Below are 14,222 nucleotides of genomic sequence, written 5' to 3'. Positions count from 1 at the left end.
TCTCGCGTGGTTTATCGCGCTCTATTGACTGCCGTCACCGCCTCGTTACGCTGACAGTGGATCCGCGTCGCTGGCAAGACCTCCGTTCACCTCCGATTTCTCCGGCGATTCCGTCGACGAGGGGGCGCATCCGCGATGGAGCTCATGCCATCGGCCCATATCGACACCTTCCCGCGCGACCACCTCCCGCCCGTCGCCCAGTGGCCGGAACTCCGCTTCGACCTCCCCGGCGCCCCGGACCTGCGCTACCCCGACCGCCTCAACTGCGCCGAGCGCCTGCTGGACGCCACGGTGGACCGGCTGGGCCCCGGGCGACCGGCCATCCGTGGCGGGGGCGCACCCGGAGCCGGGAACGGATCCGGGGCCGGGGATGGAGCCGGGGACGGATCCGGGGCCGGCGTCGTCTGGTCGTACGGACTGCTCAAGGAGCACGTCGACCGGATCGCGCACGTCCTCACCGAGGACCTGGGCGTCGTGCCCGGCAACAGGGTGCTGCTGCGCGGCCCCACCACGCCCTGGCTGGCGGCCTGCTGGCTGGCCGTGCTCAAGGCGGGCGCGGTGGCGGTGACCGTCCTGGCCGCGCAGCGCCCGCACGAACTGGCCACCGTCTGCCGCATCGCACGCGTCCGGCACGCCCTGTGCGACGCCCGGGCGGCCGGTGACCTCCGTGCGGCGGACATACCGGACTTACGCCTCACGCTGTACGGCGGGAACGCACCGGACGACCTTCTGCGGCTCTCGGCAAATAAACCCGCATCCTACGGCGCTGTGGACACCTCCGCCGACGACGTCGCCCTCATCGCCTTCACCTCCGGAACCACCGGACAGCCCAAGGGATGCGTCCACTTCCACCGCGACGTCCTCGCCATCGCCGACACCTTCTCGACGTGCGTACTGCGCCCCCGCCCGGACGACGTCTTCGCCGGCAGCCCACCGCTCGGCTTCACCTACGGCCTCGGCGGTCTCCTCGTCTTCCCGCTGCACGCCGGGGCGTCCACCGTGCTGACCGACTGGGGCGGCCCCGAGCGCCTGCTCGCCGACGTCCAACGGCACCGCGTCTCCGTCCTGTTCACCGCGCCGACCGCCTACCGGGCGATGTTGGAGACCCTCGGCCCGTACGACGTGTCGTCCCTCCGCCGGTGCGTCTCCGCGGGCGAGCACCTGCCCGCCGAGCTCTGGCACGCGTGGCGGCGCGCGACGGGATTACGCCTGATCAACGGCATCGGCGCCACCGAAATGCTGCACGTCTTCATCTCCGCCGCCGACGACCGCATCCGCCCCGGCGCGACCGGCCTCCCCGTCCCCGGCTACGAGGCGCGCGTCGTCGGCCCGGACGGCGCGCCCGTACCCGACGGGCAACCCGGCCTGCTGGCCGTGCGCGGCCCCACCGGCTGCCGCTACCTCGCCGACGAACGGCAGCGCGTGTACGTGCGCGACGGCTGGAACCTCACCGGCGACACCTATGTCCGCGAGCCGGACGGCTACTTCCGCTTCGTGGCCCGCGCCGACGACATGATCATCTCGGCCGGTCACAACATCGCCGGCCCCGAGGTCGAGGAGGCCCTGCTGCGCCATCCCGACGTCCTGGAGGCGGCTGTCGTCGGCCGCCCGGACGAGCGGCGCGGGCAGATCGTCGTCGCCCACGTCGTCCTGCGGGAGGGGGTGCCGCCCACGGAGGAAACGGTCGCGGAGCTACGGGAGTTCACCAAAAAGGAGATCGTTCCGTACAAGTGCCCTCGCGAGATCGTGTTCCTCCCCGCCCTTCCCCGCACGCCCACGGGCAAATTACAGCGCTTTCGGCTGCGTTCCGGAGCTTTACAGTTTCCCCGTGACTGACCAGCAACCGCTTCACACCCCCCGCTCCCTCATCGTCACCTTCTACGGCGCGTACGGGCGCGGGGACGCCGGCCGCCCCGCCGGGCCGGTGCCGATCGCGGCCCTGATCCGGCTGCTGGGGGCGGTGGGCGTGGACTCGCCCTCGGTGCGGTCGGCCGTCTCCCGGCTCAAGAGACGCGGTCTGCTCGTGGCAGGCCGCACCCCCGCCGGCGCGGCGGGCTACGGCCTGTCAGAAGGCGCCCGGCAGTTGCTGGACGACGGCGACCGGCGCATCTACGGCCGCCCCTCGGCCCGTACGGGCCACGGCTGGCTGCTGGCCGTCTTCTCCGTGCCCGAACACGAACGCCACAAGCGCCACCTGCTGCGCTCCCGGCTCTCCCGGCTCGGCTTCGGCACGGCGGCCCCCGGTGTGTGGATCGCCCCCGCCCATGTGCACGAGGAGACCCGGCACACCCTGGAGCGGCTCGGACTGGCCTCCTACGTCGACCTGTTCCGCGGCAGCCACCTGGGCTTCGAGCCGACCGCCGAGTCGGTCGCCCGCTGGTGGGACCTCGACGCGCTGGCCGCCCAGCACCGCGCGTTCCTGGACGCCCACGAACCGGTCCTCCGCCGCTGGGCCCGCCGCAAGCCGGTGCCGCCGGAGGCGGCCTACCGCGACTACCTCCTGGCCCTGGACCGCTGGCGCCGCCTCCCGTACGCGGACCCGGGCCTGCCGGCGGGCCTGCTCCCCCCGGACTGGCCCGGGGGGCGCGCGGCCCGCGTCTTCGCGGCCCTGCACGCGCGGCTGAGGGACGCGGGAGAACGCTTCGTGGCCCCGGCGCTGGCGTAACGGGGCGGGTGCGGCCCGGCGGCCGGGTTCGCACCCACCCGTTCCGCCCTGCGGAACGCCTGCCCGCAAACCCGGGGCGCTGCCGCCCCTACACCCGCCGCCCCGTGGGCGGCCTCCGACTCCCCGCCCGGTAGGGCAAGGGCCACGGCGCACCGGGCCCCGAATACCCCTGCTCCGCCGCCGCGTGCAACGTCCAGTGCGGATCGTACAAATGCGGCCGCCCCAACGCGCAAAGATCCGCCCGCCCCGCCAGAATCAGCGAATTGACGTCGTCCCAGGACGCGATCGCCCCGACGGCGATCACCGGCACCCCCACCTCGTTGCGGATGCGATCCGCGAACGGCGTCTGGTACGAGCGGCCGAACGCGGGCCGCTCGTCCGGCACGACCTGCCCGGTCGAGACGTCGATCGCGTCCGCGCCGTGCTCGGCGAAGGCCCGGGCGATGGCGACGGCGTCGTCCGCGGTCGTACCGCCCTCGGCCCAGTCCGTCGCCGAGATCCGGACGGTCATCGGCCGCTCGGCCGGCCACACCTCCCGCACGGCCTCGAAAACCTCCAGCGGAAAGGCCAGCCGACCGGTGATACCGCTGCCGTAAGCGTCCGTGCGGTGATTGGTGAGCGGCGAAAGGAAGCCGGACAGCAGATAGCCGTGCGCGCAGTGCAGCTCCAGCAGATCGAACCCGGCACGCGCCGCCGCCTCCGCCGACCGCACGAACTCATCCCGCACAACGGCGAGTTCGTCAATGGTCAAGGCGTGCGGCGTCTGATTGACGCCAGGGCGGTACGGAATGGCCGAGGGGGCGACGAGGGGCCAGTTCCCCTCGGGGAGCGGCTGGTCGATGCCCTCCCACATCAGCCGCGTCGACCCCTTCCGCCCGGAGTGGCCGAGCTGGAGCCCGATGGCCGTGCCGGGGGCCCGCTCGTGGACGAAACCGACGACACGCCCCCACGCCCGCTCGTGCTCCGGCGCGTACATCCCCGTGCACCCCGGTGTGATGCGCCCCTGGGCGCTCACGCAGACCATCTCGGTCATCACCAGCCCCGCCCCACCGAGCGCGCGGGCGCCGAGGTGGACGAGGTGGAAGTCGCCCGGAGTGCCGTCCGTGGCGGAGTACATGTCCATCGGGGAGACGACGACGCGGTTGCGCAGGGTCAGCCCGCGCAGCCGGAAGGGCGTGAACATCGGCGGGGTACCGGCCGGAACGCCCGCCTCCTCCTCGACGGCGGCGACGAAGCCGGGATCGCGCAGCCGGAGGTTGTCATGGGTGACGCGGCGGCTGCGGGTGAGGAGGTCGAAGACGAACCGGCGGGGCGGCCCGCCGACGCGGACGGCGAGGTCCTCCATCCACTCCATGCTGGCGCGGGCCGCCCGCTGCAGGGACTCGACGACGGGGCGGCGCTCCTCCTCGTACGCCGCCAGCGCCTCGGTGACGCTCGTGGCGCCGTCCAGATGCGCGGCGAGGGAGACGGCGTCCTCAAGGGCGAGCTTGGTGCCGGAGCCGATGGAGAAGTGGGCGGTGTGGGCGGCGTCCCCCAGCAGGACCGTACGACCGTGGGACCAGCGCTCGTTGACGACCGTGCGGAAGACGTTCCAGGTGGAGCGGTTGGAGCGCAGGGCGTGGCCCTTCAGCGGCCCGGGGAACCAGCCGGCGCAGGCGTCGAGCGACGCCTGCTCGTCGCGGCCGTCCAGGCCGGTGCGGCGCCACACCTCCTCCCGCATCTCGACGATGACGGTGCTGGCGTCCGGGGCGAAGGGGTAGGCGTGGAGCTGCATGACGCCGTACGGGGTCTCGGCGATCTCGAAGCGGAAGGCGTCGAGGGCGAAGTCGGTGGCGAGCCAGATATAGCGGCAGCGGTGGCTGGTGATGGTGGGACGGAAGTGGTCGCGGTGGGTCTCGCGGGTGCGGCTGCCCGCGCCGTCGGCGGCGATGACGAGGTCGTAGGAGCGGGCTAGTTCGGCGGCGGGCGGCGCCTGCGCGCGGAAGCGGATGGTGACGCCGAGGTCGAGGCAGCGCTGGTGGAGGAGGGCGAGGAGGCGGTGGCGGCCGAGGGCGGCGAAGCCGTGGCCGCCACAGGTGACGGTGCGGCCCCGGTGGACGACGTCGACATCCTCCCAGCTGACGAATTCGCGGCGCAGGGCGGCCCGTAAGACGGGGTCGGCGGTCTCGATGCCGTCGAGGGTCTCGTCGGAGAGGACGACGCCGAAGCCGAAGGTGTCGTCGGGGGCGTTGCGTTCCCAGAGGGTGATGTCGCGTTCGGGCGCCTGGCGTTTGAGCAGGGCGGCCGCGTAGAGGCCGGCGGGGCCGCCGCCGACGACCGCAACGCGGGCCACCGCCGGGGCGGTCACCGGCCCCGCCACGCGGGAGGCCGCTTCTCGGTGAAGGCGGCGTGGAACTCGGCGTAGTCGGCGCTGTGCATCAGCAGGGCCTGGGTGGCGGCGTCGAGTTCGATGGAGGCGGCGAGGGACATGTCGAGTTCGGCGTTGAGCAGGGCCTTGGTCTGGGCGTGGGCGAGGGCGGGCCCGTCGGCGAGCCGGCGCGCGAGGTCCTGGGCGGCGGTGGGCGCGCCGCCGGGTTCCGTCAATTGGCTGATGAGGCCGATGCGTTCGGCTTCGGCGGCGTGGACGGGTTCGCCGAGCATCAGCAGCCGGGTGGCGTGGCCGAGGCCGACGACGCGGGGCAGGAGGTAGGCGGCGCCCATGTCGCCGCCGGAGAGGCCGACCCTGGTGAAGAGGAAGGCGAAGCGCGCTGTCGGGTCGGCGACGCGGAAGTCCGCGGCGAGCGCGAGAACCGCGCCGGCGCCGGCCGCGACCCCGTGCACGGCGGCGACCACGGGGAAGGGGCAGTCGCGCAGGGCCCGGACGACCTGGCCGGTCATGCGATTGAAGTCGAGGAGACGGGCGGTGTCCATGGCGAGGGTCGCGCCGATGATGTCGTCGACGTCGCCGCCGGAGCAGAAGCCGCGCCCCTCGCCGCCGAGGACCAGGGCGCGTACGGATCCGTCGCGGGCCAGTTCCGGGAGGAGGTCGCGCAGGTCGGCGTAGGCGCCGAAGGTGAGGGCGTTGAGCCGGTCGGGGCGGTCGAGGGTGACGGTGGCGACGCCTGAGTCGAGGGTCAGGCGCAGGTGCCGCCATTCCTCGGTGCGGGACGCGGAGCCGGTGAACGGACTCATGGAGCGCGGCCTCCTTCAGCCGGACGGCTGGTGCCTGCCCGGTGAAGCTATCACCGTTGTGTGACTGTCGTCACGAGTGCGCGATAGAGCCGGGGGCGGCTTGGAGCAGCTTGAAGCCACCGCCCCGAGCCGCCGCCCCCCCGCTCCATCGCGCACTCGCCGGCGGGGTCAGCGGCCGGGTCGTCGGCGGGGTCGTGCGAGGTGGGGCGGGGGTCAGCGGCCCAGGGTCGCCACCATCAGGGCCTTGATGGTGTGCATACGGTTCTCGGCCTCGTCGAAGACGACCGAGTGGGCGGACTCGAAGACCTCGTCGGTCACCTCCAGGGAGGTCAGGCCGTGGCGCTCGTGGATCTCACGGCCGATGGAGGTGCCGAGGTCGTGGAAGGCGGGCAGGCAGTGGAGGAACTTCACGGCGGGGTTGCCGGTCGCGCGCAGGACGTCCATGGTGACGGCGTACGGCGCGAGGAGGGCGATGCGGGCGTCCCAGACCTCCTTGGGCTCGCCCATCGACACCCAGACGTCGGTGGCGACGAAGTCCGCGCCGCGCACTCCCTCGGCGACGTCGTCCGTGAGCGTGACCCGGGCGCCGCTGGCGGCGGCCAGCCGCCCGGCCTCGTCGATGATCTCCTGCGCGGGCCACAGCTCCTTGGGCGCCACGATCCGGACGTCCATGCCGAGAAGGGCGCCGGTGACGAGGTAGGAGTTGCCCATGTTGTAGCGGGCGTCGCCGAGGTAGGCGTAGGCGACGCGCTCCAGCGGCTTGGCGGTGTGCTCGGTCATGGTGAGCACGTCGGCCAGCATCTGGGTGGGGTGCCACTCGTCGGTGAGGCCGTTGTAGACGGGCACCCCCGCGTTGGCGGCGAGCTCCTCGACGACGTCCTGGCCGTGGCCCCGGTACTGGATCGCGTCGAACATCCTGCCGAGGACCCGCGCGGTGTCCGGGACGGACTCCTTGTGGCCGATCTGGGAACCCAGGGGGTCGAGGTAGGTGGTGTGGGCGCCCTGATCGGCGGCGGCCACCTCGAAGGCGCAGCGGGTCCGGGTGGAGGTCTTCTCGAAGACGAGCGCGATGTTGCGGCCCTGGAGACGACGCTCCTCGGCGCCCGTACGCTTGGCGGCCTTGAGCTCCGCGGCCAGTTCGATCAGGCCGTGGAACTCCTCGGCGGTGAGGTCCGTCTCCTTGAGGAGGTGGCGGCCCTTGAGGTCTGTCGCCATGGCGTGGGCTCCTACGTCGTCAGCGGCTGTAGCGGCGCCGTCATTGGTCAAAAACGGAAGTGTATACAGCCTGCCACATTCTTATGCGCCAGCCTAGAGTGGCCCCCACCCCGGTTGCCCCAGCTCAGGAGGCTAGGCCCCCGGCACCGGGTCCCGCTCGACCGGGCAGCTCATACAGCGCGGGCCGCCCCGGCCCCGGCCCAGCTCGCTGCCTGGGATGGTGATGACCTCGATCCCATGTTTGCGCAGGTAGGTGTTGGTCGTCGCGTTGCGCTCGTAGGCGACCACGACGCCCGGCTCTATCGCCAGCACGTTGCAGCCGTCGTCCCACTGCTCACGCTCGGCCGCGTGGACGTCCTGCCGCGCGGTCAGCACTCTGATCGAGTCGAGCCCCAGGGCGGCGGCGATCGCGCGGTGCATGTGCTCCGGCGGGTGGTCGGTGACCTTGAGATCGCTCTCGCCGACACCGGGCTCGATCGTGTACGAGCGGAGCATGCCCAGGCCCGCGTACTGGGTGAAGGTGTCGCCGTCCACCATGGTCATCACGGTGTCGAGGTGCATGAACGCCCGCCGCTTGGGCATGTCCAGCGCCACGATCGTCCGCGCCGACCCGGCCGCGAACAGGCCCCGGGCCAGCATCTCCACGGCCTGCGGGGTGGTCCGCTCGCTCATCCCTATGAGGACCGCGCCCTCGCCGATGACCAGCACATCGCCGCCCTCGATGGTGGAGGGGTAGGCCGCCTGCCCCTCGCACCAGACGTGGAAACCGCCCGGGGCGAAGAGCGGGTGGTGGCGGTAGACCGCCTCGTAGTGCACGGTTTCGTGCCAACGGGCGGGCCAGCGCATCGCGTTGATGCTCACCCCGTCGTAGATCCAGGCCGAGGTGTCACGAGTGAAGAGGTGGTTGGGCAGCGGATTGAGCAGGAAGTCGTCCAGGTCCATGACGTGGAAGCGGACGGAGACGGGCTCGCTGTGCCGCTCCAGGAACTCGCGCTTGGTCATCCCGCCCACGAGCCACGAGGTCAGCTCGGCGACCGGCATCCCGTCGAAGGCGGCCCGCAGATGGTCGGTGGCGAGGGGGCCGTACTCCTTCTCGTAGAAGACCCGGTCCAGCACCAGCGCCCGGGCCGCCGGCGACCGCAGGCTCTCCTCCAGCAGGTCCTGGAAGAGGTGCACCTCCACACCGCGCTCCCGGAGGACGTCCGCGAAGCCGTCGTGCTCGGCGCGGGCGCGGCGGACCCAGAGCACGTCGTCGAAGAGAAGAGCGTTCTTGTTGGAGGGCGTGAGCCGCTTCAGCTCCAGGTCGGGGCGGTGCAGGATGACGCGGCGCAGCCGCCCGGCCTCGGAATCGACATGGAATCCCATCCCCCCATCCTGACCCCAACCCGCCACGTTCACTCGGCGACCGGGGCACGGAGTGCCGCCCCGCGCCCCATAAGGGGCGCGGGACGGTGCCGATATGCGGCTGCCGCCGCGCTGGCGCGACCAGCCACGGTCGGCCCGCAGCTGCAGGACCGCGCCCCATAAGGGGCGCGGGGAACTGCGCGACCAGCCCCCACCGGCCCGCAGTGCCGGAACCGCGAAACCGCCGGAGGCAAGTCGCTAGAGCCGGGGATCCACCGGCTCGGACTCCAGTGCGAGGACGGCGAAGACCGCCTCGTGGACCCGCCACAGCGGCTCCCCGGCCGCCAGCCGATCCAGCGCCTCCAGCCCCAGCGCGTACTCGCGCAGCGCGAGCGAGCGCTTGTGACCGAGGTGACGTATGCGCAGCCGGGCCAGATTCTCCGGGCGGGTGTACTCGGGCCCATAGATGATCCGCAGATACTCGCGACCCCGGCACTTGATGCCCGGCTGGACGAGCTTTCCGTCCTCCCCGCGTACATACGCCTGGAGCGGCTTGACGACCATGCCCTCGCCACCGGCGGCGGTGAGGTCGAGCCACCAGCGGGTGGCCTCGGCGACGGACGCCTCGTCCCCGGTGTCGACGACGATGCGGCGGGTGGTGGCGAGCAGCCCGCCGGAGCCGCCGACACCCGCGTCCTCCGCCACGGTGTCCTCCGCCACGATCCGGTCGATCATCGCGAGCTGCTCGTCGTGCGGGACGGTGGCCAGACTGCGGCCCTCGGCGGCCAGGATCTGGAACGGCGCCAGCCGGATCCCGTCCAGGACGTCCCCGTCGGTGCCCTCGGCCGGGCCGACGGGCCAGCAGTAGCGGCGGTACGCCTCCGTGAAGGCCTCGGCGTCCTCGGCCCGCTCACGCTGGCGGCCGAGCAGCTCGGCGACGTCCAGGCCCCGGGCGGCGGCGGACTCCAGGGCCGCGAGCGCGCCCGGGAAGACCGCGCCGGAGGCCGCGCCCACGGCCGCGTACTGGTTGCGCAGCAGTCCCTGGGCCTTGAGGGACCAGGGCATCAGCTCGGCGTCCAGCAGCAGCCAGTCGGTGGTCAGCTCCTCCCACAGCCCGGCGCCCGTCACACAGCGGCCCAGCCGCTCCAGGAGACGGGTGGCCACCTCGGTGTCGTCGAAGAACGGCCGGCCGGTGCGGGTGTACACCGCGCCGGGCACGCCCTCGGGCACCCCGAAGCGCTCGCGCGCCACCTCCGCGTCACGGCAGACCAGGACCACGGCACGGGAGCCCATGTGCTTCTCCTCGCACACCACCTGGCGCACACCGTCGGCGCGGTAGGCGGCGAAAGCCTCCGCGGGGTGCTCCAGGTAGCCCTCCTCCTTGGAGGTGGCGCAGGGGGCCATGGTCGGCGGCAGGTACACCAGCCGGCTGGGCTCGACGGCGAAGCGGCTCATGACCTCCAGGGCCGCCGCCGCGTTCTCCTCCCTGACCGCCACCCGGCCCAGGTGCCGGGTCTCCACGACGCGGCGGCCGGTGACGTCGGCGAGGTCCAGCGGGCGGCCGTCGGCGCCGCCGGGAGCCTCGCTGACCAGCGGCCGCAGCGGCTCGTACCAGACGCGCTCGGCCGGCACGTCCACGAGCTCGCGCTCGGGCCAGCGCAGCGCGGTCAGCTTGCCGCCGAAGACGGCACCGGTGTCCAGGCAGATGGTGTTGTTGAGCCAGGTGGCCGTGGGGGTCGGGGTGTGGCCGTAGACCACGGCGGCCCGGCCCCGGTAGTCCTCCGCCCAGGGGTAGCGCACGGGCAGGCCGAACTCGTCGGTCTCGCCCGTCGTGTCGCCGTACAGCGCGTGCGAGCGGACCCGGCCGGAGGTGCGGCCGTGGTACTTCTCGGGCAGCCCCGCGTGGCAGACGACCAGCGCGCCGCCGTCGAGGACGTAGTGGCTGACGAGCCCGCCGATGAACTCGCGTACCCGCTCCCGGAACTCCGGGTCCTGCTCGGCCTCTCTCTCCAGCTGCTCGATCGTCTCGGCGAGGCCGTGCGCGACCTTGACCTGACGACCGCCGAGGAAACGGCCGAGCTTGTTCTCGTGGTTGCCGGGGACGCACAGGGCGTGCCCGGCGGCGACCATGCCCATCACCAGGCGCAGCACACCCGGGCTGTCGGGGCCCCGGTCGACGAGGTCGCCGACGAAGACGGCGGTGCGCCCCTCGGGGTGCGCGGCGTCCACAGGGCGACCGGCGTCGTCACGCACGAGGTCGTAGCCGAGCCGGGTCAGCAGGCTCTCCAGCTCGGAACGGCAGCCGTGGATGTCACCGACGATGTCGAACGGGCCGGTGACGTGGCGCAGGTCGTTGAAGCGGCGCTCGCGCACGACCTCGGCGGAGTCCGTCCGGGCCGTGCCCCGCAGGACGTGCACCTTGCGGAATCCCTCGCGCTCCAGGTGACGCAGGGAACGCCGCAGCTCGCGCTGGTGGCGCTGAATGACGCGCCGGGGCAGAGCGGCCCGGTCGGGCCGGGCGGCGTTGCGTGCGGCGCAGACGTCCTCGGGGATGTCGAGGACGATCGCGACGGGCAGCACATCGTGCTCCCGGGCGAGGGCGACAAGCTCCTTGCGGGGCTCGGACTGGACGTTGGTGGCGTCGACGACGGTCAGCCGGCCGGCCGCGAGGCGCTTGCCGACGATGTAGTGCAGGACCTCGAAGGCGTCCTCGCTGGCGCTCTGGTCGTTCTCGTCGTCGCTGACCAGGCCCCGGCAGAAGTCGCTGGAGATCACCTCGGTCGGCTTGAAGTGCCGTGCGGCGAAGGTGGACTTGCCGGATCCGGTGGCCCCGACGAGGACCACGAGGGACAGGTCGGGAACGTCCACGGTCACACGCTTCTCAGCCGTGCGTTCTGCCATGGTGCGTTCTTCTCCCGTGGTGCGTTCTTCTGCCGTGCGCCCGTCTGCCGTGCTTTCCGCCGTGGTACGGCTCTCTGTTGTGCGGTCCTCGGTCATGCGGTCCTCGCCTCCTTCACGCTCTCGTCGGTGCCGCGCTGCTTGCCACTCACACCATTGACGTAGTTCACGTCATTCACGTCGTTCACATCGCTGTTCGCCTTCTTGCCCGCGTCCCCTCCCGCGTCGTCGCGCCTGTGGAAGACGGCCATCTGCGTCGGCGGCCCCACCTCGGGGTCGTCGGGGCCCACGGGCAGGAACTCCACCGTGTACCCATGGCGCTCGGCGACCCGCTCGGCCCAGGCCCGGAACTCCTTCCGGGTCCACTCGAAGCGGTGGTCCGCGTGGCGCACGTGCCCGGCCGGCAAGGTCTCCCAGCGCACGTTGTACTCCACATTGGGCGTCGTCACGACGACCGTCGCCGGGCGGGCCGCGCCGAACACCGCGTACTCCAGGGCGGGCAGCCTCGGCAGGTCCAGGTGCTCGACGACCTCGCTGAGCACGGCGGCGTCATAGCCCGCGAGCCTGCGGTCGGTGTAGGCGAGGGAGCCCTGGAGCAGCGCCACACGGGCCGCCTGCCGCTCCGGCATCCGGTCCAGCCGCAGCCGCCGCGAGGCCTCCTTCAGCGCGCGTATCGACACATCGACACCCACGATCTCGGTGAAGCGGGCGTCCTTCAGCAGCTCCCCCACCAGCTGTCCCTGGCCACAGCCGAGGTCGAGCACCCGCGACGCCCCGGACCGGCGCAGGGCGTCGAGGATCGCCGCACGTCGCTGCACCGCCAGCGGCACAGGCCGCTCCTCGGTGTCCGCCGTCTCGTCGACCGCGTTGTCCAGCTCGTCGGCCTCGGTGTCGTCGGCCTCGGCCAGCCGGGCGAGCGCCAGGCGGTCGAGGGCGTCTCTGGTGAGGCCCCAGCGTCGGGAGAGGTAGCGGCTGGTGATCAGTCGCTGCTCGGGGTGGTTTTCCAGCCAACCCTCGCCGAAGCGCAGCAGCTTCTCCACCTCGTCGGGCGCGACCCAGTAGTGCTTGGCGTCGTCTAGCACCGGCAGCAGCACATACAGCTGCCGCAGCGCCTCGACCAGCCTCAGCTCCCCCTCCAGAACCAGCGACACATAGCGCGAGTCGCCCCACTCGGGGAACCGCTCGTCCAGTGCCACCGGACGGGCGGTCACCGTCCAGCCCAGCGGCGCGAAGAGCCGCTCCACGAGCGCGGCACCCCCTCGGGCCGGCAGCGCCGGAATCTCGACGCGCAACGGACGGGCTCGCTCGGGCAGTTCGGGCCGGGCCGCGCACTGTCCCTTGATGGCGCTGGAGAACACGCTGCCGATCGCCACGGCCAGCAGTGAGGATGCCGCGTACGGACGGTCGTTGACGTACTGCGCCAGCGCCGAGTCGGGTGCGCCGCCCCGCCCCCGGCCCTTGCCGCGCCGGACGAGCGCCACCGGATCGACCTCGAGCAGCAGCGCCGCCGTGCAGCGCTCCACACCGGCCTCGGGGTAGAGGACGTGCGCGGTGCCATGGGAGGTGGAGAACCACTGCGCCTTGTCGGGGTGCTTGTGCAGCAGGAATCCGAGGTCGGTCGCGGGGTTCTGGGCATCGCCGGAAGTACTGATCGTCAGGAACACGCAGTCGATTATCCGGGCCCATCTGGCCGGATTCCTACTGCTTTTCCAGTAGCACGGCCAGCTCCGCGATCCGTTCCGGGCCGACACGGCAGCAGCCGCCGACGATCCGGGCCCCGGCGGCCCGCCAGACCGCGACCCTCGCGGGATCGAATGTCGCACGCCCCCGCCAGTCCTTTGCTCGCGCATCCCATCCCTCCCCACTGTTCGGATAGACCACGACCGGTTTCCCCGTCACCCGGGCGGCGATCCCCACCGCCCGGTCCGCATCACCCGGCGCACAGCAGTTGACCCCTACAGCGATTACCTGGTCGTTCCCGGCGGCCACCGCGAACGCCTCCGCCAGCGGCTGCCCCGCCCTGGTGGCCCCGCCCTCGACGCTGTACGACAACCACACCGGCACTCCGCAGCCCCGTACGGCCCGCAGCAGCGCCCGCGCCTCGTCCACGTCCGGCACGGTCTCCAGCGCCAGCACATCCGGCCCGGCCCCGGCCAGTACCTCGATCCGTGGCCGGTGGAACCGCTCCAGCTCCGCGACGCTCAGTCCGTACCGTCCCCTGTACTCGCTTCCGTCCGCGAGCATCGCCCCGTACGGCCCGACGGACGCGGCGACCCAGGCTTCCCGCTCAGCCCGCGTGGCCGCCCGGCGCGCCAGCTCGACGCTTCGCCGCAGCAGCGCGGCCGCCTCCTCCCTTCCCACTCCCCTTTTCGCGAACGCCTCGAAAGTCGCCTGATAGCTGGCCGTGATGAGCACCTGGGCGCCCGCCCGGACGTAGGCCGTGTGCGCGGCTTCGATCTGCGCGGGGTCGTCGGCGAGCAGCCGGGCCGACCACAGCTCGTCGGACAGGTCACAGCCCTGGGCCACCAGCTGATTGGACAGCCCGCCGTCCAGGACGAGCGGCCCCCGCGCGAGCGCGTCCGTGAGCGAGGCGCCGGGCAGCGCGTCGGGCAGCGCGTCCGGCACACCGGACACGTCAGGCGGTGTCATCGGCAAAGAACCGGGCGGGGTGTCAGGGACGGACGTCAAGGTGTTCCTCCAGCGGCTGGGTGGGCCTCTTCCCCCCACTATCGCGCCCCCCTCCGCGCACCTCAGCCCCGCCTGCTCGAACAGACGTCAACAGGTCGCCTCACGCCCTCCCCTACTCACTCCGGCCGGGTGAAATTCCCCCGTGCCGGGCGGCCCACGGAGCCTCCGCCAGTGTCCGGCGCGTCCGGCTGATCGTTGGCTCGGGCGGAGCCGGACCGCCCGGCCCGCGCACCGGTGTCCG

Annotated in this window: 9 protein-coding genes; 2 read left to right on the top strand and 7 right to left on the bottom strand. The window is 72.5% G+C overall.

What is annotated here, in order from left to right:
• The first annotated feature begins 135 nt into the window (after positions 1 to 135).
• On the top strand, positions 136 to 1,836 hold the full coding sequence (locus tag ACX9I7_RS03140) for an AMP-binding protein (RefSeq protein WP_459386421.1): 1,701 nt from the start codon (positions 136 to 138) through the stop codon (positions 1,834 to 1,836).
• Positions 1,829 to 2,665, top strand: a complete 837-nt coding sequence (locus tag ACX9I7_RS03135) for a PaaX family transcriptional regulator (protein WP_387571811.1) — start codon at positions 1,829 to 1,831, stop codon at positions 2,663 to 2,665. The genes ACX9I7_RS03140 and ACX9I7_RS03135 overlap by 8 nt, the downstream gene beginning before the upstream one ends.
• A gap of 88 nt (positions 2,666 to 2,753) precedes the next feature.
• Here the strand turns inward: ACX9I7_RS03135 and ACX9I7_RS03130 are convergent, their stop codons facing one another.
• The 7 genes from ACX9I7_RS03130 to mmuM all read right to left on the bottom strand — a co-directional run bounded on the left by ACX9I7_RS03130 (position 2,754) and on the right by mmuM (position 13,927).
• Positions 2,754 to 5,024: a bifunctional salicylyl-CoA 5-hydroxylase/oxidoreductase gene (locus ACX9I7_RS03130; protein WP_459386420.1), complete on the bottom strand. Its 2,271-nt coding sequence runs from the start codon at positions 5,022 to 5,024 to the stop codon at positions 2,754 to 2,756.
• Positions 5,009 to 5,836, bottom strand: a complete 828-nt coding sequence (locus ACX9I7_RS03125; RefSeq protein ID WP_387571817.1) for an enoyl-CoA hydratase family protein — start codon at positions 5,834 to 5,836, stop codon at positions 5,009 to 5,011. The genes ACX9I7_RS03130 and ACX9I7_RS03125 overlap by 16 nt, the downstream gene beginning before the upstream one ends.
• 213 nt (positions 5,837 to 6,049) lie before the next feature.
• Entirely contained in the window at positions 6,050 to 7,051 is a 1,002-nt protein-coding gene (gene argF / locus ACX9I7_RS03120; RefSeq protein WP_459386419.1) for an ornithine carbamoyltransferase, read from the bottom strand.
• 132 nt (positions 7,052 to 7,183) lie between these two features.
• Complete coding sequence (locus tag ACX9I7_RS03115) at positions 7,184 to 8,416, bottom strand: arginine deiminase (protein WP_358629387.1); 1,233 nt, start codon at positions 8,414 to 8,416, stop codon at positions 7,184 to 7,186.
• Between the two features lie 237 nt (positions 8,417 to 8,653).
• The gene (locus ACX9I7_RS03110) at positions 8,654 to 11,296 is read right to left on the bottom strand and encodes a polynucleotide kinase-phosphatase (protein ID WP_459386418.1); all 2,643 of its coding nucleotides are present in this window, start codon (positions 11,294 to 11,296) and stop codon (positions 8,654 to 8,656) included.
• 92 nt (positions 11,297 to 11,388) lie between these two features.
• Complete coding sequence (locus ACX9I7_RS03105; RefSeq protein ID WP_459386417.1) at positions 11,389 to 12,957, bottom strand: 3' terminal RNA ribose 2'-O-methyltransferase Hen1; 1,569 nt, start codon at positions 12,955 to 12,957, stop codon at positions 11,389 to 11,391.
• A gap of 34 nt (positions 12,958 to 12,991) precedes the next feature.
• Positions 12,992 to 13,927 (bottom strand): homocysteine S-methyltransferase, encoded by a 936-nt coding sequence (gene mmuM, locus ACX9I7_RS03100; RefSeq protein ID WP_459386416.1) that lies wholly within the window; start codon positions 13,925 to 13,927, stop codon positions 12,992 to 12,994.
• Between the last annotated feature and the right edge of the window lie 295 nt (positions 13,928 to 14,222).

The organism is Streptomyces sp. L500 (assembly GCF_054551825.1).
This window is presented reverse-complemented; position numbering and strand designations above follow the sequence as displayed.